General features: G+C 64.4%; 22 protein-coding genes. 2 read left to right on the top strand and 20 right to left on the bottom strand.

Annotated features, from left to right (window positions below):
- Nucleotides 1-70: 70 nt before the first annotated feature.
- From NNX38_RS15875 to NNX38_RS15855, 5 genes are all read right to left on the bottom strand, one after another.
- On the bottom strand, nt 71-712 hold the full coding sequence (locus NNX38_RS15875) for a bifunctional 4-hydroxy-2-oxoglutarate aldolase/2-dehydro-3-deoxy-phosphogluconate aldolase (protein WP_255798914.1): 642 nt from the start codon (nt 710-712) through the stop codon (nt 71-73).
- An 8-nt stretch (nt 713-720) separates the two neighbouring features.
- Nucleotides 721-1,866, bottom strand: a complete 1,146-nt coding sequence (gene dgoD / locus NNX38_RS15870) for a galactonate dehydratase (protein ID WP_255798913.1) — start codon at nt 1,864-1,866, stop codon at nt 721-723.
- Between the two features lie 8 nt (nt 1,867-1,874).
- Entirely contained in the window at nt 1,875-2,756 is an 882-nt protein-coding gene (locus tag NNX38_RS15865; protein ID WP_255798912.1) for a carbohydrate ABC transporter permease, read from the bottom strand.
- A gap of 1 nt (nt 2,757) precedes the next feature.
- Nucleotides 2,758-3,681, bottom strand: coding sequence for a carbohydrate ABC transporter permease (locus NNX38_RS15860; protein WP_255798911.1), 924 nt, complete (start codon nt 3,679-3,681; stop codon nt 2,758-2,760).
- A 73-nt stretch (nt 3,682-3,754) separates the two neighbouring features.
- Nucleotides 3,755-5,038: a sugar ABC transporter substrate-binding protein gene (locus NNX38_RS15855; RefSeq protein ID WP_255798910.1), complete on the bottom strand. Its 1,284-nt coding sequence runs from the start codon at nt 5,036-5,038 to the stop codon at nt 3,755-3,757.
- Nucleotides 5,039-5,167: 129 nt separating this feature from the next.
- On the opposite strand from NNX38_RS15855, the gene NNX38_RS15850 reads away from it, so the two are divergent.
- Nucleotides 5,168-5,941, top strand: a complete 774-nt coding sequence (locus NNX38_RS15850) for a FadR/GntR family transcriptional regulator (RefSeq protein ID WP_255798909.1) — start codon at nt 5,168-5,170, stop codon at nt 5,939-5,941.
- A 73-nt stretch (nt 5,942-6,014) separates the two neighbouring features.
- Here NNX38_RS15850 and gatB read toward each other — a convergent pair whose 3' ends face one another.
- From gatB to NNX38_RS15825, 5 genes are all read right to left on the bottom strand, one after another.
- A complete protein-coding gene (gene gatB / locus NNX38_RS15845) occupies nt 6,015-7,532 on the bottom strand; it encodes an Asp-tRNA(Asn)/Glu-tRNA(Gln) amidotransferase subunit GatB (protein WP_227924395.1) in 1,518 nt (505 codons plus the stop codon).
- Nucleotides 7,533-9,035: an Asp-tRNA(Asn)/Glu-tRNA(Gln) amidotransferase subunit GatA gene (gatA, locus tag NNX38_RS15840; protein WP_255798908.1), complete on the bottom strand. Its 1,503-nt coding sequence runs from the start codon at nt 9,033-9,035 to the stop codon at nt 7,533-7,535. It abuts the gene before it with no gap.
- Nucleotides 9,036-9,043: 8 nt separating this feature from the next.
- Entirely contained in the window at nt 9,044-9,340 is a 297-nt protein-coding gene (gene gatC / locus NNX38_RS15835) for an Asp-tRNA(Asn)/Glu-tRNA(Gln) amidotransferase subunit GatC (protein ID WP_146363477.1), read from the bottom strand.
- 241 nt (nt 9,341-9,581) lie between these two features.
- Nucleotides 9,582-10,076 carry a GNAT family N-acetyltransferase gene (locus tag NNX38_RS15830; RefSeq protein ID WP_255798907.1) on the bottom strand — a complete coding sequence of 165 codons (495 nt, stop codon included), beginning with the start codon at nt 10,074-10,076 and terminating at the stop codon, nt 9,582-9,584.
- A 120-nt stretch (nt 10,077-10,196) separates the two neighbouring features.
- Complete coding sequence (locus NNX38_RS15825; protein WP_255798906.1) at nt 10,197-10,718, bottom strand: TraR/DksA C4-type zinc finger protein; 522 nt, start codon at nt 10,716-10,718, stop codon at nt 10,197-10,199.
- Nucleotides 10,719-10,867: 149 nt separating this feature from the next.
- Here NNX38_RS15825 and NNX38_RS15820 point away from each other — a divergent pair, with 149 nt between their 5' ends.
- The gene (locus NNX38_RS15820) at nt 10,868-11,617 is read left to right on the top strand and encodes a bifunctional 2-polyprenyl-6-hydroxyphenol methylase/3-demethylubiquinol 3-O-methyltransferase UbiG (protein WP_255798905.1); all 750 of its coding nucleotides are present in this window, start codon (nt 10,868-10,870) and stop codon (nt 11,615-11,617) included.
- A 77-nt stretch (nt 11,618-11,694) separates the two neighbouring features.
- Here the strand turns inward: NNX38_RS15820 and NNX38_RS15815 are convergent, their stop codons facing one another.
- The 10 genes from NNX38_RS15815 to NNX38_RS15770 form a co-directional block, all read right to left on the bottom strand.
- Complete coding sequence (locus NNX38_RS15815; protein WP_255798904.1) at nt 11,695-13,362, bottom strand: HNH endonuclease signature motif containing protein; 1,668 nt, start codon at nt 13,360-13,362, stop codon at nt 11,695-11,697.
- A 319-nt stretch (nt 13,363-13,681) separates the two neighbouring features.
- Nucleotides 13,682-14,536 (bottom strand): phosphotransferase, encoded by an 855-nt coding sequence (locus tag NNX38_RS15810; protein ID WP_255798903.1) that lies wholly within the window; start codon nt 14,534-14,536, stop codon nt 13,682-13,684.
- Nucleotides 14,537-14,562: 26 nt separating this feature from the next.
- A complete protein-coding gene (locus NNX38_RS15805; protein ID WP_255798902.1) occupies nt 14,563-15,357 on the bottom strand; it encodes an inositol monophosphatase family protein in 795 nt (264 codons plus the stop codon).
- The gene (ligA, locus tag NNX38_RS15800; RefSeq protein WP_255798901.1) at nt 15,354-17,621 is read right to left on the bottom strand and encodes an NAD-dependent DNA ligase LigA; all 2,268 of its coding nucleotides are present in this window, start codon (nt 17,619-17,621) and stop codon (nt 15,354-15,356) included. Before ligA ends, NNX38_RS15805 begins: the two co-directional genes overlap by 4 nt.
- 172 nt (nt 17,622-17,793) lie before the next feature.
- Nucleotides 17,794-18,672 carry a hypothetical protein gene (locus NNX38_RS15795; protein WP_255798900.1) on the bottom strand — a complete coding sequence of 293 codons (879 nt, stop codon included), beginning with the start codon at nt 18,670-18,672 and terminating at the stop codon, nt 17,794-17,796.
- Between the two features lie 15 nt (nt 18,673-18,687).
- Entirely contained in the window at nt 18,688-19,125 is a 438-nt protein-coding gene (locus tag NNX38_RS15790) for a hypothetical protein (protein ID WP_255798899.1), read from the bottom strand.
- Between the two features lie 47 nt (nt 19,126-19,172).
- A complete protein-coding gene (locus NNX38_RS15785; RefSeq protein ID WP_255798898.1) occupies nt 19,173-19,604 on the bottom strand; it encodes a hypothetical protein in 432 nt (143 codons plus the stop codon).
- Between the two features lie 105 nt (nt 19,605-19,709).
- A complete protein-coding gene (locus NNX38_RS15780; RefSeq protein ID WP_255798897.1) occupies nt 19,710-20,159 on the bottom strand; it encodes a hypothetical protein in 450 nt (149 codons plus the stop codon).
- A gap of 71 nt (nt 20,160-20,230) precedes the next feature.
- Nucleotides 20,231-20,665 (bottom strand): hypothetical protein, encoded by a 435-nt coding sequence (locus NNX38_RS15775; protein WP_255798896.1) that lies wholly within the window; start codon nt 20,663-20,665, stop codon nt 20,231-20,233.
- An 89-nt stretch (nt 20,666-20,754) separates the two neighbouring features.
- Nucleotides 20,755-21,186 (bottom strand): hypothetical protein, encoded by a 432-nt coding sequence (locus tag NNX38_RS15770; protein WP_255798895.1) that lies wholly within the window; start codon nt 21,184-21,186, stop codon nt 20,755-20,757.
- Nucleotides 21,187-21,371 lie beyond the last annotated feature (185 nt).

Genomic DNA, 21,371 nt, shown 5'->3' with positions numbered 1-21,371 from the left:
CCCCGGCAGACACAATGCCTACCGGTGCCACCGCCCCCTCCCTTGCAGTGTCGGCTAAGGCGCCGGGAGGTCAGCGGGCAGCGGCCTCGTCAACGACCACTTGAATAAACTGCCGTGCCCGTGTCCGAAGGCTGGCCAGGTTCCCTGCCGGCGTCGCGGCGTCGCCCACCAACGGACTGCCAAGGCCCAAGGCCACCGCACCGGCGCGGAAAAAGCCGGGTGCATCCGCCAATCCAACCCCGCCGACGGCGATAAAGGGAATGCTCGGCAACGGTCCCCGAAGCGCCGACAAATACCCGGGACCGGCTGCCGAGGCCGGAAACAGCTTGACCGCGCTGGCTCCCCGCGACATGGCGTCCATGGCTTCGGTAGCGGTGAATGCCCCGGCGAGGACGGGCAGTCCCAGGCCCGCGGCCGCCGGGATCGACTCAGTCACGCCGGGGGTCACCACGAACTGTGCGCCCGCCGCCGCAGCGTCCATGGCGTCCGCCGCCGTGAGCACCGTTCCCGCGCCCACCCAGGCGCCATCCGGGAGTTGCCGCCGGATCTTTTCGATTGCCTCAAGCGCGCCCGGAGTGGTCAAGGCAATCTCTACGCAGCTGATCCCTTCTTCGAAAAGAACCAGTGCAGCGGCCGCGGCTGCGTCACGGTCCGTCCCGCGGATAATCGCCACGAGCCTGCTGCGGGTCAGTTCCGTCATGAAAGCTGCCATGTCGCCGCCTACCATTCTGCGAAGGACCCATCATCGTGCCGCCAGAGCGGTCCGCGCCATGCATGGCCGTGCTTATCTGCCGACCGCACGGCCTGTTCATCCACCTCGATACCCAGGCCGGCACCGGTAAGCCGTTCGATGCTGCCGTCCACGAACTTCAGCGGTGTCTTGTCAACAACATAGTCCAGGACCTCGGCGCCCTGGTTGTAGTGGATGCCGATGCTCTGTTCCTGGATCAGGAAGTTCGGTGTCGCGAACCCCACCTGCAGGCATGCAGCCAATGCCAGCGGGCCCAGCGGACAGTGCGGCGCGAGCTGCACATCGTAGACCTCGGCAAGGGAGGCGATCCGGCGCACCTCCGAGATGCCGCCGGCGTGGGACAGGTCCGGCTGCGCCACGGCAATCCCCGCCTGGAGAACGGGCAGGAACTCCTGCCTGCTGTACAGCCGCTCCCCCGTGGCGATGGGAATGCTGGTGGCGGAGGTGACGGAGCGGAGAAGATGCGGGTTCTCAGGCAGCACCGGTTCCTCCAGGAAGAACGGACGGTACGGTTCCAAAAGCGGCGCAACCCGGCGGACGTTGGCGGCGGAAAAGCGTCCATGGAAATCCACTGCCACATCCCGGCTGCCGCCGAGCACCTCGCGGGCCGCCGCAACCCGCCCGACGACGGCGTCCAGTTCCGCGGTGGTGGCAATCGGTCCCATCCTGCCACTGGCGTTCATTTTCACCGCGGTGAGGCCTGCCTCCACCTGTGCACTGACTGCGTCCGCAATCTCCCCGGGATCGTCGCCCCCCACCCAGCCGTACATCCGGATCCGTTCCCGGACATGCCCGCCCAGCAACTGGTGCACGGGTGTGTCGAAATGTTTGCCGGCGATGTCCCACAGCGCCTGGTCCAGACCGGACACGGCGCTGGCCAGGATGGGCCCGCCCCGGTAGAAGGAACCCTTGGTGAGCAGCTGCCAGTTATCCTCGATCCGCAGCGGATCCCGCCCCAGGAGCAGCTCCGAGAGCTGGTCCACCGCAGTCCGGACCGTTTCGGAACGCCCCTCGCAGGTGGCTTCTCCCCACCCTGCCAGTCCGGAGTCGGTTTCCACCCGGACAAACAGCCAGCGCGGCGGGACCATGAAGGTTTCGATTCGGGCAACCCGCATACTTCTGCCTATCCCTTGGTCGCGCCGGCGGTAAGGCCGCTGACTACGTATTTTTGAGTGAACAGGGCGATAACCATGATCGGTATGGTGACCACGGTGGCGGCGGCCATGAGTCCGCCCCAGTCGATACTTGCGTAGGACACAAAATCGAAGATCGCTACCGGAAGGGTCTTGGTGGAAGACCCCGAAAGCACCAGGGCGAACATGAAATTGTTCCAGGAGAAGATAAAGGACAGGATGCCGGCGGTCATGATCCCCGGTACGGAGAGCGGCAGCGTGATCAGCCGGAAGGCACCGATGGGTGAGAGCCCGTCCACCTGGGCCGATTCCTCCAGCTCCAGCGGGAGCGAATCGAAGTAGCTCATCATGATGTAGACGATCAGGGGCAGCGCCACGAACATGTGGCTGAGGATGAGGACGCTGAACCCGCCCACCATCCGCAGGTTCGAAAAGACGTAGTACCACGGCACCAGCAGGCTCACGCCGGGAATGATCCGCGCCATCAGCACCACCAGCGCGGAACGCTGCATGGAGAAGCGGCTCATGGCATACGCCGCCGGCACGCCCAGCAGCAGGGACAGCAGCGTGGAGGCGAACGCCACCCAGAAGCTGTTGAAGATGAAAACGAAATAGTTGTTGCGCGCCAGGACGTTCGCATAGTTCTCGAAGGTGGGTGTGAAGATCAGTGACTTCGCGGCGTCGTAAATGTCCACGTTCGTCTTGAATGATGCCAGGACCATCCAGGCCAGCGGTGCCAGGAGCAGCAGGACCACCAGCACCAGGGCGCAGACGCGGAACCATTTGTAGGCGCGGCTGCGCAGGGGTTTGCGGCGGCGGCCGGTTGCCTCAACCGGGGCGAAGGACTCGGGCAGCTCGGTAACGGCACTCATTTCAGTTGGTTCCTTTCCGGCGCCGGGTCAGGAAGAACATGATGCCGACAATGATCAGGAAGAACAGGATCAGCACCGTGGATGACAGCCCGTATTTGTTGTAGTCGAAGCTCAGGCCGTAGGCGTAGATGTTCAGCGTTTCCACTTCGTTGAAGGACCCGCCGCCCTTGCCCTTGGTGGCGTAGAGGATGTCAAAGGTTTTCAGTGCGTCGATGCTGCGCAGCAGCACTGCCACAATCACTGTCGGCATCATCAACGGCAGCGTCACGTACCGGAAGCGCTGCCAGGCACTCGCACCGTCGATGCGTGCCGCCTCGTCCGGTTCGTCGGACAGCGAAGTCAGGCCCGCCAGCAGAATGAGCACGATCATGGGTGTCCACTGCCAGATGTCGATGAAGATGGTGGTCGGCAGGGCGGACTCAACACCCGAGAGCCATGGCTGCGGCGGAATCCCCACCCAGCCGAGCATCTGGTTCGCAAAACCGATGTTCGGGTCGAAGATCAGCCGCCACATCATGCCCACAGCCACCGGTGTCGCCACCAGCGGCAGCAGGATCGCAACGCGCACCCACTTCTCGCCCCGGAACGGCCGCCACAGCAACAGGGCAATACACATCCCCAGGACCAGTTCCACGGCCAGGGCGGTGACGGTGAAATACGCGGTACGGCCGGCGGCGGGCCAGAAGCGGTCGGTGTCCGTCAGCACGGTCAGGTAGTTGTCCAGGCCAATGAAATCCGAATCGGCCCGCACCGAGCCGGATGCGTCCGTCAGGCTCAGATACAGGGTCCAGGCCACCGGGAAGACAATCAGCAGCCCGACGAAGATCATGGCGGGTGCAGCAAACAGCCATTTGCGGTGGGCGTTGGCCCAGTCGGAAAAGGATTGTCCGGCTGTCTTCCGGACCGGGGTTAGAACAGCAGCCATCGTTTCGCCTTTGAAAGCAGTTGCGGGAACCGGGGCTGCCGGTCCGGGGAGCCCCGGCCGGCAGCCCCGGGAGTTACTGTTCGCCCTCGAGGAATTTCTCGAAGTCCGACTGTGCGGTGTCTGCCGCGTTGTCGGAATCCTCTCCGGTGATGGCGGCGACAATAGGACCGCCGACGATCTCGCGTGCTTCAGCCACCGACTTCACCAGGGGCCGGTCATGTCCCACCCCGTTCTCGGCGCTGACGGTGATGGCTTCCGCCAGATCCTCCGGATACGTGGACGTGCCCGATTCATCCGCCCAGACGGAGGACCGTGGCCCCGGGACGCCGCTCTGCTGGATCTGCAGGGTCATGTCCTTGCTGGTGGCCCATTCGATGAACTTCCACGCGTTGTCCTGGTTCTGCGATGCCTCGTTGATGGCCAGGCTCCAGGACGGAATGTTGTACGGCTTGGACCCCGCCGGCCCGGCGGGCAGCGGGGCGAACCCGACGGTGTCGGCCACCTTCGACTTGGCCGGGTCCGTAGCGTTCTTGTAAAGGGAATCGGCCTCGGTGTAGAACGCTGCGCCGCCCTGGGTGAAGATCGCCATGGCTTCGGACCAGCTCATGTCTGTGCTGACGTTCTCCGGACCGTATTTATTGATCAGCCCGCCGTAGAAGGCATAGGCCTCTTTGGCTTCTTCGGAGCCGACGGCGGACTTGCCGTCCTCCAGGAAGTCTCCGCCGAAGCTGAACAGGAAGCTGGAGAACTGCGTGACTGCTGCTGATTTGCCGGTCCGGGCCACAAAGCCCGCCGTGCCTGGATTCTGTTCGGAGATGGTCTTCGCTGCAGCTTCCAGTTCCTCCATGGTCGCGGGAATCTCCAGTCCGGCCGCCGCCAGCAGGTCCTTGCGGTAGTAGAGGACTTCCCGCTCGGTGATGATGGGAACCCCCACCACCTGGTCTTCGAAGGTTGTGGCTGTGACGGGACCTTCCTGGAAGTCGCTCCAGTCCCAGTCCTCGTTGCTCTCCACCCGTTCGCTCAGGTCAGCCAGATAGCCGTTGTCCGCAAAAAGGCGCCCTTCCTGCAGGGGGCGGTACATCATGACGTCAATTTCATCCGATCCCGCATTGAGTTTGACGTTGTACTGATCCGACAGTTGGTCTTCTCCCAGCTGGGTCAGTTCCACCTTGAGGCCGGTTTCCTCTTCAAACTCGGGTATCGCGGCCTTGATTGTGTCCGTCCAGACGTGGTTCGCCACGGTTACCCGGATGGTGTCCGAGCCTTCGGCTCCCTCGTCTGAACTGCCGCAGGCTGCCAGCCCCAGCGTTGCCGCCGTGAGTATTGCCGCCGTTCGTGCAAGTTTTTTGCGCTCCACGCCGTCTCCATCCGTCCCTGGGGCGGTCCGGGCCCCCGCGCCGGCGCCTCGTTACGCCTGCGGTGAGCAGAGGTTTAGCTGATAAATCATACTTATTCAACAGTGTTTTGGAAGCCGTATGATTCGGGGATGACCACGACTCCACGGGGCACCGCCGCCCCCGGCGCCGCTGCCGTGAACAGCACCCAGGCTCCGTCCGGTCTGCATGCGCAGGTGTTGGAGCATCTGGGCATGGCGATCTGCGGCGGGAAGCTGGCTGCCGGTGACATCCTGCGCAGCGAGGAGTTCGAGGAAAAGCTGGCGGTTTCGCGTTCCGTCATCAGGGAAGTGCTGCGGGTGCTGTCCGCCCTGGGAATGGTCGCCTCGCGCCGGAGAGTGGGGGTGGAGATCCTGCCGGCAAGGGAGTGGAACCTCTTTGATCCGCTGGTCATCCGGTGGCGGCTGGCCACCAACGACCGGCTCGGGCAGCTGCGCTCCCTTGCGGAGCTGCGGACCGCCGTCGAACCCCAGGCAGCCCGTCTGGCGGCCGTCCGCGCCGAACCGGACCAGGTGTCGGAACTGCTTCTTCTCTCCGGCCGGATGTGGGCTGCGGGCCAGTCCGGCGATGCCGCGGAATTCCTGCGACTGGACGTGCAGTTCCACCAGCTGCTGCTGACCGCGTCCGGCAATGAAATGTTCGCCCAGCTGCATCGCCTGGTCGCCGAGGTCCTGGTCGGGCGGGCACAGTACGGCCTGATGCCGGATCTGCCCCACCATGAGGCGCTGCAGCTGCACATGGACATTGCGGTTGCGGTCCAGGCTGCGGACGGGTCCGCAGCCCAGGCGGCGATGGAACGGATCGTCGAGCGCAGTATGGAGGAGACCTCTGAGTTCTGGGCGCGGCACGGGACCGGAAGCCGTTAACGCGCCGACCCCCGTCCGGCCCTAAGGCCACACGGGGGTCAGCGGTTGCTCGGCAGGCCGGGAGCCCGGACTATCAGCCCTGCACGCCGAGGCGTTCCAGGATCAGCTCGCGGACGCGGCCGGCGTCGGCCTGCCCGCGGGTGGCCTTCATAACGCCGCCCACGATGGCGCCGACGGCCTGGACCTTGCCGCCGCGGATCTTGTCTGCAACGTCCGGCTGGGCCGCCAATGCTGCGTCGATCGCTTCAAGCAGGGGGCCGTCGTCGGAAACCACGGCCAGGCCGCGCTTGTCGATGACTTCCTCCGGGGTGCCTTCGCCGGCGAGGACGCCGTCGAGGACCTGGCGGGCCAGCTTGTCGTTGATCTTGCCGGCTTGGACCAGGCGGTCCAGTTCCACGATCAGCTCAGGCGTGACGCCTACGTCCACCGGATCCACTTCGGCTTCCTTGGCGCGGCGGGCAACCTCACCCATCCACCACTTGCGCGCCACCTGTGCGGAAGCGCCGGCGGCAATGGTTTCCTCGATGGCTTCCATGACTCCGGCGTTGACGACGTCGCGGAACTCGGCGTCGGAGTAGCCCCAGTCTTCCTTGAGCCGCTTGCGGCGCTCGGCCGGCGGCTCGGGCAGGCGGGAGCGCAGCTCTTCGATCCATTCCGTGGTGGTGACCACGGGCAGGAGGTCCGGTTCCGGGAAGTACCGGTAGTCGTCGGCGTCGGACTTCGGCCGGCCCGAGGTGGTGGACCGGGTGTCCTCGTGCCAGTGGCGCGTTTCCTGGACAATCTCGTTGCCGGAGTCCAGGACGGCGGCGTGGCGCTGGATCTCGAAGCGGACGGCGCGTTCGACGGCGCGCAGCGAGTTCACGTTCTTCGTTTCCGAACGCGTGCCGAACTTTTCCTGGCCGTACGGACGCAGCGACACGTTGGCGTCGCAGCGGACGTTGCCGCGCTCCATCTTGGCGTCGGAGACACCGAGGTTCTTCACGATTTCCCGGATGGCGGCCACGTAGGCCTTGGCCAGTTCGGGGGCACGCGAGCCGGCGCCTTCGATCGGCTTGGTGACGATCTCGACCAGCGGCACGCCGGCGCGGTTGTAGTCCACCAGGGAGAAGTCGGCGCCCTGGATGCGGCCGGCGGCGCCGCCCATGTGGGTCAGCTTTCCGGCGTCCTCTTCCATGTGCGCGCGTTCAATCTCGACGCGGAACACGGTGCCGTCTTCGAGCTCAATGTCCAGGTAGCCGTCGTACGCGATGGGGTCTTCGTACTGGGAGGTCTGGAAGTTCTTGGGTGTGTCCGGGTAGAAGTACTGCTTCCGGGCAAAGGTGCAGGATTCGGCGATCTTGCAGTTCAGGGCCAGGCCGATGAGGATCGAGTACTCCACGGCCTTCTTGTTCACCACCGGCAGCACGCCGGGCATGCCCAGGTCCACCGGGGTGACGGCCGTGTTGGGCTCGTCGCCGAAGATGTTCGGGGCGTCGGAGAACATCTTGGTTTTGGTGTTCAGCTCCACGTGGACCTCGAACCCCAGCACCGGGTCGTACTTCTCCATGGCCTCTTCGAAGGACAGGGTTTCATCCTGGATATGGACGGACATTTACTTCACTCCTCCGAGTACGGGTGCCGAGGCCAGCAGCGGGCCGCCCCACTTCTGCTCGAGCATGCCCTCAAGGGCGGCGCCGGCGCGGTAGAGGCGGATGTCTTCGCGGGCCGGGGCCAGGAACTGGATGCCGACAGGCAGGCCATCGGACAGGCCACCGGGGATGGAGATGCCCGGCACGCCGGCCATGTTGGCCGGGATGGTGGCGACGTCGTTCAGGTACATGGCCAGCGGATCGTCCAGCTTTTCGCCGAGCTTGAACGCCGTGTTGGGCGAGGTCGGGGAGATCAGCACGTCGGCCTGCGCGAACGCGGCGTTGAAGTCGCGCTGGATCAGGGTGCGCACCTTCTGGGCCGAGCCGTAGTAGGCGTCGTAGTAGCCGGCGGAAAGGGCGTAGGTGCCCAGGATGATGCGGCGCTTGACCTCGTCGCCGAAGCCGGCGGCGCGGGTGGCACCCATGACGCGTTCGATGGTCAGCGGCGGCTCGGCAGGCAGTTCGCGCATGCCGTACCGGACGCCGTCGTACTTGGCCAGGTTCGAGGAAGCCTCGGACGGCATGATCAGGTAGTAGGCGCCGAGTGCGTACTTGAAGTTAGGGCAGGACACCTCAACGATTTCCGCTCCCGCGTCCCGCAGCATGTCCAGGGACTCGGTGAAGCGGGCCTGGACTCCGGCTTCGTAGCCTTCGCCCTGCAGTTCCTTGATGACGCCGATCCGCATCCCGGCGACGCTGCCGTTGCGGGCGGCGTCGGCCAGTGAACCCACGGGGTCCGTCAGGGAGGTGGAGTCGCGGGGATCGTGGCCGCCGATGAGTTCCTGCAGCAGGGCAGCATCCAGCACGGTGCGGGAGACCGGGCCGATCTGGTCCAGCGAGGAGGCCATGGCGATTGCACCGTAGCGGGAGACGCCGCCGTAGGTGGGCTTCACGCCCACGGAGCCGGTGACGGCGGCCGGCTGGCGGATGGATCCGCCGGTGTCGGTGCCCAGCGCCAGCGGAGCTTCGAAAGCAGCGACGGCGGCTGCGGAACCGCCGCCGGAGCCGCCCGGGATACGGTCCAGGTCCCACGGGTTGCGGGTGGGGCCGTACGCGGAGTGTTCCGTGGAGGAGCCCATGGCGAACTCGTCCAGGTTGGTCTTGCCGAGCATCGGCATACGCGCGGCACGGATCTTCGAGATCACCGTGGCGTCGTAGGGGCTCATCCAGCCCTCGAGCATCTTGGAGCCGGCCGTGGTGGGCTGGCCCTTGGTGACGATCAGGTCCTTGATGGCGATGGGCACGCCGGCCAGTTCGTGCAGTTCCTCGCCGTTGGCGCGGGCCTTGTCGACGTCGGCGGCAACCTGCAGCGCCTCGTCGGTGTTGACGTGCAGGAAGGCGTTGATGGCGCCGTCCACCTCCGCGATGCGGTCCAGGTGGGCCTGCGTGACCTCGACGGCGGACACTTCGCCGGCAGCCAGCTTGGCGGCCAGCTGTGCGGCGCTTGATGTAATCAGTTCACTCATGGAAGCTTTTACTCCTCATCCAGGATGGCGGGGACCTTGAAGCGGCCGGCGGCGTTGTCCGGGGCGCCGGACAGGGCTTCTTCATTGGTCAGCGTCTGCCCCACAACGTCTTCACGGAAGACGTTGGTCAGCGGGATGGGGTGGGAGGTTGCCGGGATGTCCTCGCCGGCAACTTCGCTTACGGATTTGATCGAATCCACGATGACATCGAGTTCGCCGGCCATCTTGTCCAGCTCGTCGTTGGTCATCTCAATGTGGGCCAGCCGCGCCAGATGCGCCACAGCCTCACGATTGATCTCAGACATGAGTCTCCCATGCGTCTTTTAGGAACGTTTTTCGGCTTTACGCCGGTATCCGTTCCAGTCTACGGCGTTTCGGGGCAGGGCATGGAGGCCGCCGCCACACGCTGCCGACGTGCTGCCGCCCGCTGCAGACGTGCAAACGCCGTCCCGCCGCCGTCGGGCACCGGGACGGCCGGGCCGACGCACAAAAGCCGTCCCGCCGCCGTCGGGCACCGGGACGGCCGGGCCGCGTACCGCTGGAGGATTAGACCGCCTTGCGGAACACCCAGAGAATGTAGTCCTCGCCGGGAACGGTCCAGTCCCGCTCCGGAACGCGTTCAAACCCGCAGGACAGGTAGAGGGCGTGGGCGTTCAGCATGGTGGTCATGCTGGTGAGGCTGACCGCGTTGATGCCGTCCTTGTTCCGGGCATAGTCGACAATGGCGTTGACCATCGCACGGCCCACTCCCCCGCGCTGGACGGCCGGATCCACGGCGAGCATCCGGAATTCCAGTTCGCCTTCAATGGCGATGTCCGTGTAGGGCTGGCCGGCGTAGGTGATTGCGGCGGAGGCTGCCACCTTTCCGTCGAGCTCGGCTACCCACAGCTCGGTGTGCTTGGCGCGGTCCTCGACGTTTTCCAGTTCCTTGACGTAGGGATTGTCGGCCTCGATGTGGTTGCCGTGCAGGTAAGCCTCACGGGTAATCCGGCGGATGTCGTCAAAGTCAGCCTCGGTGGCAAGCCGGATGGTGATGCTCATGCGTGTTACGGATCCTTACGGTCTTGGTTGAAGTGCACGTAGATTCTATCCCCGCCCTGCCGCGTTTCCGGACGGCGGTGAGGCGGCGCACATGGTTCAACCGCACCGGCGGCGTCGCGCTCACCTTCTGCGGACTGAAGCGCACTCCACGCAGAAGCGGGTTTCCGGGCGGATCTCGAGCCGTGCCGTCGGGATCGCTGTCCCGCAGCGTTCGCAGATGCCGTAACTATCCGTGTTCAGGCGTTCCCGTGCCTCCATCAGTTCAATCAGGGATGTTTCCGCTGCGGCCAGCAGTGCCACCTCGTTGGCCCGTTCCACAGACACGGTGGTTCCTTCGGGGTCGTGTTCGTCGTCTGCCGGAATGTCCTTGGCTGCCAGGGTAACTTCCCGGATCACAGCCGTCAGCGTACTGATCTGCTCGCGGGTGTGTTCCATTCGCTCATCGATCAGGCGGGCGAAGTAGGCCGTATCCAGTTCCTGTGGGGTCGGCGGGGTCTGCTGGGTCGGCGGGGTCTGCTGGGTCGGCGGGGTCTGCTGGGTCGGCGGCATCTGCTGGGTCGGCGGGGTCTGCTGGGTAACCGGCGCGGGCTCGGGTGTCCCTCGGATCGTCGTCCGCGGTGCCGTGGGTGCTTTTCGGGGCATGCGTTCCTCCTGCGAGTCGGTGCTGCACTGGATGCATCGGGATAAATTATCCGTCGCACGAACGCGCAAAACGGTTGCTCTGGACCGTCCTTTCCTCAGGGCTTAATCCCGGTAAGATTCGGGTCAACTGTCCGGAATCCGGGGGAATGATGGTTGACACGAATTACAACGAGCCGCGGCTCGTGGCTCTCTATGACGAAGACAATGCCGGGCAGTGGGACACCGACTTTTACGCCGGCCTGGTCGGAGATAAGCCGCTCCGCATCGCCGACGTCGGATGCGGCACCGGCAGTTTCGCCGTGCGTCTGGCGCTGGCGGGCCACACGTTGACCGGCATCGATCCGGCCCGCGGCATGCTGGAGGTGGCGCGGTCGCGTGCCGGCGGTGAGAAGGTTACTTGGCTGCAGGGCACCGCTGCTGATCTTCCTTCCGGTCCGTTTGATGCTGCCCTGATGACCGGGCATGCATTTCAGTGCCTTCTGACGGAGGCCGAGATCCTCGAAACCCTGGTGGCTGTTCGGTCCCGGCTCGTCTCCGGGGGAACCTTCTATTTCGAAACCCGAAATCCTGCGGCGAAGGCATGGCTGGCGTGGGACAGCGGCAGTACCGGGCCGAAGATCCAGGAATCCTCTGCGGGCACGCTCGAAGTGGAGTGGGAGCTCATCTCTGCCGAGGAGCAGTACGACGGCGTGTTGGTCACTTTCGAGGACCGTACCCTCTTCCGGTCCGACGGCGAGCGGTTCGTCAGCCGGAGCATCCTGAAGTTTGTGCGGGCCGAGGTACTGAAGGATCTGCTGGACCGGGCCGGCTTCAACTCCGTGGACTGGTACGGGGACTGGGAGGGTGGTCCGTTCATGGAAGCGTCCAGCCGGGAGATCATTGTGGCTGCTCGGCGGTAGCCCGGTAGGCGGGCCAGTAGGCAGCTGCGGCGGTAGCGACCGCAGTCCGGTAACCACCAGAATCAGCTGCACCCACCTCAGAATGGCGGCGTCTGTTCCTGCCGGGAATCGTCCTGCCCTGAATCCTTCGGTCTGGAATGCTCACTCCGATCCAATGCCGGACCCGGCGGGTCCAGTTCCAAGAAGGGCTCGGTCCGGTAGACGCGTCCGGTTGGCGAGGTCCACTCGATCACCCCGGGCACGGGTTGGTTTGCCTTCCAATAACCCAGGGTCTTGAACCGGTGGTGGCGACGGCAGAGGTGTTCCAGGTTTCCGTGATCCGTGGGGCCACCTTTCGCCCAGTCGACGGTGTGGTCGATGTCCGCATTTGCGGTGCTGACCCGGCAGCCAGGGAACCTGCCGGTTCCGTCCCGGGCACGCAGCCAGCGGCGGAGCCCGGCTGGGACCTTTCGGCGTCTCCCTACTCCCAGGATTTCACCTGTCTGTGGGTCCTGGGCGAGTCCGGTCCATCCGGCAGCGTTGCGGGCCAGTCTTTGGGCGGCTTCTGCGCTGATAGGTCCGTAACCGTGCAGTTCCGCTGGCTGGTCGTCGGCGCCGAAAAGGGTTTCTGCGTTGATCAAGACCATAATCTCCGCGCGGGGCACGATCACCTCGTCCGGCCCTGAGCCGTTGCCGCCGGTTCCGCTCTCATCTGCCACCGCACCGCTGCCGTCTCCCCCGTCAGCAGGCGATGAGCCGGTACCGGTAGCGCCGCCCGCCCGGCTGGCTCCGCCCATATTTCGGACGTGCGTTGAACTCAGACCGCCCATCAGCAACTGGGCCAGGATGTCGGCACGCAGTTGGTCCGTGGAGCGGCCATCGCCGGCGGCCTGTTCACCCCGCGCTGCGGTGCTGAGGGTCGTGTAGATCTGCTGGGCTTCCTCGGCCCGAAGATAGGCGGAGAGGCAGGACATGCCGTCCTCTTCGCGGTCCAGGGTGACTTTGCGCTGCTCGAAGGCGGTCAGATGCCTCTTGCTGATCGTGTCCGGAAACTTCCTCTCACGCAGTCGCCGGGCCTTAGCGGAGAACTGCGCCCGGGTCTTCCCCTCTGCAGCCTCCAGCAGATCGGCTTCAAACCCGGGCAGTTTCTCGGCGGGAACGTTCTCGCATTGCTCCAGCACCACCTGCGCATGCTGGTACGACAAGCGCCCGTCCTCCAGCCCGGCCAGGGTGGCGGCATGGGTCCCGCACAGCATGCCAGCTTCGAACATCATCCGCTGGGCGGTAACCTGCGGAACATTCAGGATGGCGGCACATTCGGAAGATGCCAGGCTGAATGCCATCGCGGGCTCGAGTTGCCCCGACGCGGCGTGGAAGTCGTCCCGAAAGATCTCATTCATCCGGTTCACCAGACGCGCCTGAAGCGCCTGAACCCAGGACATCAAATGCGCCATCCGGAACAGGGCATCGCCCACCATGTCCTCGTCAAAGGCTTCAAGGTTCTGCAACGCCAATGTTCCGGTAAAACCGTCTGGGAAACCACCGGCATCCTCTCCGTTCGGACGCACGCGGCCAGCGCCTTCAGGCTCTGTGGATGCGGTTGCTGCGTCGTCGGGAGTGGAAGTGTCCTCGGACAGTTCCGCCCGGTAAACCGACAGGGTGCAGGCCACACGGGGCTCATCCGTTTCACCAGCGGTGCCATCCGGCTGCTGGTCTTCACTGCCTGGTTCTTCGGTTATCCGTTCGGTGTTTCCGAGCTGATCCATACCTCACAATTTCATCCCGCACTGACATTTCCGGGCCAAAAACAGCCTCAAACAGCCTCCTCCGAAAACCGGAAATACCCGTCTTTTGAACGCAACTACCTACCCACAAACCAAGCCGTCGGCGGCGCCCAGTTAGCACGCTCAACCCTGACACCGTGCCGACCGCCCGGCTGGGTGGCGCGGAGGACCAGACTACTAAGGGACAAGCAGCGGACGACCCGGCCACCACGGAGCAAGCCATGTAGCAAGCCATGTAGAAGCAAGCCACCGAGGACCAGACCACCGAAGATCGCTTCTGAATAAACCCTGCAGACGCAACCTACTGGAAGTTCGTCAACGCATCCCGGAGCATCCGGTGGCCTTGTGCCTCGAACTTATGGTCGCCAACTTGGTAAGCCCAGGCAGCAGTGGAGACAGCTTCGCGCAGCAGCGTTACGTTCCAGAGTTCAGTGTCCCTGGAGTCCGGTCCGTACCCCTCAAAGAAGGCGGCCTCCAGATAACTGCTGGACCTCCATTGCTGCACCGCCAAGCGACAAAGATCGGTTGCGGCAGGCCTCAATTCGAACCTGCCGAAGTCGATGACCCTCAGCTCGCTGCCGTCCATGAGCCAGTTGCGAGGTTGCCAGTCACCATGCGTCGGAACGAGAACCACCGGCTTGGGCCGGTAGCCGTCGAGGATGGCCCTAACCCGGGCAACGTGGGATTGGGAAATGCGGTGCGGCTTCTCCAGCCAAGACAACGCTTTGGCAGTGGCCCGCACCTCATAGTCGACGTCAGTACGCGCGGTTAGGTCATGGAATATCCGCAAAAGATGCCCGGCCTGCCGATACGTCTCGGGGTCGTATTCAGCTGCGGTTCCCTCGACGAGGGAACCGTCCAAATACTCCGTGACCAAGATGTTCTCGGAACGGTCCGCCTGGACAAGTTTGGGCGCACGGTTCTGCCGGGACCATACGCTGACCCACGATTCATGGGCGTCGATCTCGCGGCCTATGTGGTGGTTGGAGGGCCCGACAGCTTTGACTACATACCTGCGGTGCGTGTCCGCTACTTCAAGGACCGCAGTATCCAGAATGTTCCAGGAGAGATCGGTAACGAGACGCACTCCCGGCAGCCAAGACTCGACAAGTTCAGCCTGCCGCACGCTCAACCGGTTCCGATGCCAGGGTTCCATTCCAGCAGACTAGCGTCCAGCCACAGCTAACCCAGCAGCGCAGCCCCGGCGACAGTGACGGCGTCGAGCCGCTCGGCGTCATTGGCAGGCTGCGGAGGACGCTGGACCGGCACACCGGCTTCCTCGGCAATCAGGGCACCGGCGGCGTAGTCGTATTCGTTGAGACCGCGCTCGATATAGGCGTCCAGGGAACCGTCCGCCACCATGCACAGGTCCAGGGCCGCGGACCCCAGCCGCCGCACATCAGCGAAATCCCCCGCCAGCTGGGGCAGCGCCGCGTACTGCTCAGACCGCACGCCGGCGTCGTAAGAGAACCCGGTGCCGAGCAGCTTCCCGACCCTCTGCGGATCGGGACCGGTCAGCTTCCGGACGCTGCCGTGCTCGGCCAGCCAGGCTCCGTGTCCGCGGGCGGCCGAATACACGCGCACCAGCGCCGGAGCATGGACGACGCCGGCCAGCCACTCGCCGTCGTCGTTCACCGCCGCCACTGAGGTGCCGTAATAGACGATGTCTCGGATGAAGTTGGTGGTGCCGTCCAGCGGATCAATGGACCAGCGAATCCCGGAGGGATGCACCGGGACGGCCGGTTCCAGCTCCTCCCCCATCACTGTGTCGTGCGGACGCAAGCGGGCCAGGACCTCCCGGACCGCTACCTCGGCGGCGGTGTCGAAATCGGTGACCCAGTCGCCGTCGGCACTCTTGTTCACCGCGTTGAGGCCGCCGGCAGAGCGCTGTGCCAGCACAGCGGCACCCGCTGCGGCCGCCTCGCGGGCCACTTCGAGCAGTTCCAGCGGGTCCGCCGCGTCGGGCAACGGCATCATTCGGACTCCCCGGCCGGCACGGACTCCGGCCCGGATTCAGCAGCCGGAACCGGCCCGCCCGGTACGGATCCCTCGGCCAGCAGCGTGCGGAAGCCGTCTTCGTCGATTACGCGGACCCCCAGCTGCTCGGCCTTGTCCAGCTTGGTGCCGGCGTTCTCCCCGGCCACCACGTAGTCGGTTTTCTTGGAGACCGAGCCCGACGCCTTGCCGCCACGGGTCAGGATGGCTTCCTTCGCTTCGTCACGGCTGAAGTTCGGCAGCGTGCCCGTGACGACGACGGTCAGGCCCTCCAGCGTCCGCGGCATGGATTCGTCGCGCTCGTCGGCCATCCGCACCCCTGCAGCGGCCCAGGTATCCACGATCTCGCGGTGCCAGTCCTCGGCGAACCATTCCTTCAGGGCGGCCGCGATGGTCGGGCCGACGCCGTCGACATGCGCCAGCTGCTCTTCCGTGGCGGCGCGGATGGCGTCCATGGAGCCGAAGGCACCCGCCAGGGCGCGTGCCGCCGTCGGGCCTACGTGCCGGATGGACAGGGCCACCAGGACCCGCCACAGCGGCTGGGTCTTGGCCTTCTCAAGCTCGGTGAACAGCTTGTGCGTGGTGGCGCTGGGCACGGACGGCTTCTTGGCGGTGCCCTTGGTGTAGAAGTAGGGCACGAGTTCGGTGCCGTCCACCACGCCCTTGACTCGCTTCGGCCGTTCGATCCGCACGTCCGCCAGGTCTTCGATCTTCAGGTCGAACAGACCCGCCTCGCTGGTGAGCGGCGGGGTTTCCGGCTCGGCCGGCGAGGTGAGCGCGATAGCCGCTTCCCAGCCGAGCGCTTCGATATCGAAGGCACCGCGGCCGGCCAGGTGGAACACCCGCTCGCGCAGCTGCGAGGGGCAGGACTTGGAGTTGGGGCAGCGGATGTCCACGTCCCCTTCCTTGGCCGGCTTCAACTCCGTGCCGCAGGAGGGACAGTGGGTGGGCATCACGAAGTCGCGTTCGGTGCCGTCACGGAGTGCGACGACGGGGCCCACGATTTCCGGAATCACGTCACCGGCCTTGCGCAGCACCACTGTGTCGCCGATCTTCACGCCCTTGGCCTTCACCACGTCCTGGTTGTGCAGCGTGGCCATCTCCACCGTGGACCCGGAGACCAGCACCGGCGTCATCATCCCGTAGGGCGTGACCCGGCCGGTGCGGCCAACGTTCACGCGGATGTCCAGCAGCTTGGTGTTCACTTCCTCCGGCGGGTACTTGTAGGCCACGGACCAGCGCGGCACGCGGGATGTGTTGCCCAGGGCGCGCTGCAGGCCGAAGTCGTCCACCTTGACCACGATGCCGTCGATTTCGTGGGAGAGATCGTGCCGGTGCTCGCCGTTGTCGGCAATGTACTTCAGCACTTCTTCGTAAGTGTCCAGCACCTTGTAATAGGGCGACGTCGGCAGTCCCCACTGCTTCAGCAGTTCGTAGGTCTCGGACTGGCTCGCCACGTTGAGTCCTTCGCGTGCCCCGATACCGTGCACGTACATGCTCAGCGGGCGCCGGGCGGTGACTTCGGGGTCCTTCTGCCGCAGGGAACCGGCGGCGGCGTTGCGCGGGTTGGCGAACGGCGCTTTGCCCGCCTCAACCATGGTTTCGTTCAGGTGCGCGAATTCCTTCGAGGGGATGAAGACCTCGCCGCGGATTTCCATTTCCGCCGGGAGGTCCTCGCCCTTGAGAGTGCGCGGGATGGAGGCGATGGTGAGTACGTTGTGGGTGATGTCCTCACCCGTGGTGCCGTCCCCGCGGGTGGCAGCCCGGACCAGTTCGCCGTTGCGGTAGAGCAGGTTGACCGCAAGGCCGTCGATCTTGAGCTCGGTGAGCCACTTGATCTTCGCACCGGGGGCAATGTTGGCCACGGAAGCCTCGGCCTTGCGTACCCAGGCGTCGAGCTCGTCGAGGGAGAAAACATCCTCGAGGCTGTACATGCGCTGCAGGTGTTCCACCGGGGAGAAGGCCGCGGATACTTCGCCGCCTACTTCCTGGGTGGGTGAGTCGTTGGTGACCAGTTCGGGGTGCAGCGCCTCGATCTCTTCCAGGCGGCGGTAGAGCCGGTCGAATTCCGCGTCCGAAACCAGGGGTGCGTCTTCGTTGTAATACGCGAAGCGGTAGCGGCGCACCTGCTCGGCGAGCGTCTGATATTCCTCGCGCAGGTCCCCGGCGGGCGGGGTGTCTGTGCTGACCGACTCGACGGCGGCTTCGGTGTCCGTGGGTTCAGGGGAAGTCTTGGCTGTGCTCACCTAACCAATCTTGCCGTATAGCGTCCGGTTCTGGGAGCGGTGCGGGACTACGACGCCGGGGCGAGACTTCCCCTGCCCGTCATCACGCCTCATGGTTGCCAAGCCCAAGCTTCGTTCCCGCCGGACACGCTTCGAACCTTAAGGACTGCCTGCGTACCCCCTCGTATGTGGCCTAGCCCGCGACGGGCTTGAGCCGGTTCTGGAACATCTCGACATCCGTGACGGCGGACTCCGGCTGAACCGTCCAGTAGACCCCGGCATCTGCCTTGTTCAAGCCCAGCGACTCTGCGACGTCAGCGTTGTGCCCGGTGTAGAACAACCGGAAGATGCGGGCACCGCCGTCGTGCGCCACATCCGTAATCCGGAAGGGATGCCCCTGCCACCGGCACACCGCATTGACCTCGAACAGGTCGTCCAACTCGGAGACCGGCACCTCCCGGCTCCAGCAGCCGCGCATCGTCCGCCGGAACCCGGTAATCTCAGCCGGCGGCTCCGACGCCGCAGCCAGCACCGCCTTGTCACCCACCACGTCCGCCGGGAACTGGAAACCGTCCCAGACCGCCACCCAACCGATCACCGTCTGCGGCACCGTGTGCGCAGGACTGGAGATACCGGAACCCTCGAGGATGCCCCAGCCCGAAGCTGCGTCAATGTACATCGCCAGCAACTGATCCTGCTGACCTTCCCGGATCCGCCACAGCTGCGCACGCGGGGGAATCCGGCACTCGTCCAGGAACCACACCGGCGCAACGCCCCCGCCCCAGCGGGCAAACCCGGTACCGGTGAACGGCGGCCGGTCCACGAACTCCGGCGCCGTCGCCGAATGCACGTAGACCGACGGCGGCGCCTGGAACCGCAGCACGTCGAGGTAGCCGGCGGCCGGATCCCACGGCGAGCCCGGGAAGCCCAGCCCGTGGGCCTCGTACAGCTCCCGGGGCGACTTCATCTGTGCGACGTCGGCGGCGTTCAGGACAAACCCGGCGATCGTGTCGCGGTTGCCCTCCACCATCGTGCCCACATGGGCCGGGCTTAGCGGCTTTTCAAAAATCAAGATTCCCTGCTTTCTTTATGAAACATGGCCGCCAAGCCCGAGCTTTGGAGCCAGCCACGCCGGGATATGCTCCGGATCACGTGGAAACTTCTGCTGGTCCTGCTGATAGGACTGGTCGGCAAGCGGGAAACTCCAGTCCGCTTCATGGTCAAAGTTGTAGTGCGTTTCCACATGGCCATGGCTATCAATACGCATTTCCATGGAGAACCATGTGCCGTACCCCGGCCGATACATTAGCTTGCGTAGCTGCCTCAGCAGAGCGAAGTCATCGTCCAACGAGTCGACAGGTTGCACGACGCCGTTTCGCTCAACGCGGAGAAGACCTTCCGTCACCCTTCCCGCGGACGCCGCCTCGTACTTCAAGGATTGCCATCCCCCCGCCACGCTCGCGTCAAGGACCTGGGCCAGATCCCTTTCCAACTCGGTCCTCCGCAAGACCGCATCAACTGCCACTGACTCCTCAGACACAGGCCTATCCCCTCATCATTTGATGGTTACCGCTACTGCACGGGTGCGTTGGAAGCGCTGCCAAGCCCGAGCTTCGGAGCCAACCACCCCGAAATATGCTCCGGGTCCCGCGGAAACTTCTGCTGGTCCTCTACGTAGGACTCGTCATCCAGCGGGAAACTCCAGTCCGCTTCCTCGTCAAAGTTGTAGTGCGTTTCCACGTGGCCCTGGTCATCGATCTTCATAGTCAGGGAGAACCAGGTGCCGTACCCCGGCCGATACATGAGCTTGCGCAACTCTCGGATGAGGTCGAGCGTGTCATCCGAAGGTTCGGCCCCCTTCGTCGTGCCGTTCCGGTCAACGAAGAGCTGGACCTCCGACACGGTGCCGGCCGAGCGCCCCTCGAACCTGAGCGACCGCCAGCCCGCCGGCACGCTCCCTTCCACCTCGCGCGCCAACGCCGTCTCCAATTCGGTCCTTCTCAAAACCAATTCCAGACCCGCCAACTGTTCGGACACAGGCCAACCCCCTCATCGTCGAATGGTTACAGCTACTGCACGGGTGGGAGTCGGGGCTCCCACCCGGTGGAACTAGTTGGAAGCGCCGCCAAGCCCAAGCTTCGGCGCCAACCAGGCAGGAACATGCTCCGGATCCCGCGGGAACCTCTGCTGGTCCTGCTTGTAGGACTGGTCGGCAAGCGGGAAACTCCAGTCGGGTTCCTCGTCGTAGTTATAGTGCGTCCCCACATGCCCCTGGTCATCGATCCGCATGGTCAGGGAGAACCACGTACCGCAGCCTGGTCGGTACATCAGTTTGCGCAAAGGCCTTAACAGCGAAAAGGCGGCTTTCGAGTTTGCACGCTCTTCAACACCATTACGGTCAACATAGATCATGGATTCCGTTACCTTGCCTGCAGAACGAGCCTCAAACTTCAGGGACTGCCAGCCCTCCCGGACACTCTCGTCGAGAACGCGAGCCAAATCCCGTTCCAACTCCGTCCGACGCAAAATCACATCCACTGCCACTGACTCTTCAGACACGTCCCTGTTCCCCCTCATGAAACGGATGATTACAGCTACTGGCGGAGGAGCCGGAGCTCCCACCGGTGGAACTAGTTGGAAGCGTCGCCACGCCCGAGCTTTGGAGCCAGCCACCCCGGAATATGCTCCGGATCCCGCGGGAACTGCTCCTGGTCTTCTACATAGGACTCGTTATCCAAGGGGAAGCTCCAGTCCGCTTGCTCGTCAAAGTTGTAGTGCGTTTCCACATGTCCCTGGTTATCAATGTGCATCTCCAAAGAGAACCAGGTGCCGTACCCCGGCCGATACATCAGCTCGCGCAACTGGTCCAGCACAGAAAAGGCATGTTTCGAGTTGGCCCGCTCTTCAACACCATTACGGTAAACATAGGTCAGCGATTCCATCACCGTTCCTGCAGCAAGCGCCGCGAACTTCAACGACTGCCACCCCTCCGGCACACTCTCATCCAGAACACGGGCCAAATCCCGTTCCAGCTCCGTCCGACGCAAAACCACATCCGCAGCCACTGACTCTCCAGACACGACTCTGTCCCCCTCATGAAACGGATGAATAAAGCTACTACTCGGGCGGGAGCCTGGGCTCCCACCCCGTGGAACTAGTTGGAAGCGCTGCCAAGCCCGAGCTTCGGAGCCAGCCACGCAGGAATATGCTCCGGATCCCGCGGGAACTGCTTCTGGTCTTCCACATAGGACTGGTCAGACAGAGGGAAAGTCCAGGCTGCCTCTTCGTCATAGTTATAGTGCGTCTCAGCCTGCCCCTGGTCACCGATCTTCACGGTCAGGGAGAACCAGGTACCGTACCCCGGCCGGTACATCAGCTTGCGCAACTCCTCGACGAGGTCGAAGGAGTGATCCGAGGGTTCCTCCTTCTTCACCACGCCGTTCCGGTCGACGAAGAGCTGGACCTCCGAAACAGTACCGGCTTCACGCCCCTCGAAGCGGAGTGACCGCCAGCCAGCCGACGCACTCCCGTCCACCTCGCGCGCCAAAGCCGTCTCCAGCTCGGAACGACGCAGAATCAAATCCAAGCCCCCCAATGCTTCAGGCATTAGTTAGCCGATGTTCTGGACGGCGGACTTCGCCCGCGCACCCGCACCCGCAGCCGTCTCATCATTCTGCGACAGCGTCTGCTTCACCAACGCAATAATGTTCCGCGTCTCGTTGGCAGCATTCCGGAAACGGTTCTCCACCGCCTGGTAATCCTCCGACACAC

The sequence above is a fragment of the Arthrobacter sp. zg-Y238 genome (assembly GCF_024385525.1).
Lineage (GTDB): Bacteria > Actinomycetota > Actinomycetes > Actinomycetales > Micrococcaceae > Arthrobacter_B > Arthrobacter_B jinronghuae.
Note: the sequence above shows the minus strand (reverse complement) of the source record. Positions and strands in the feature narration are given on the sequence as shown.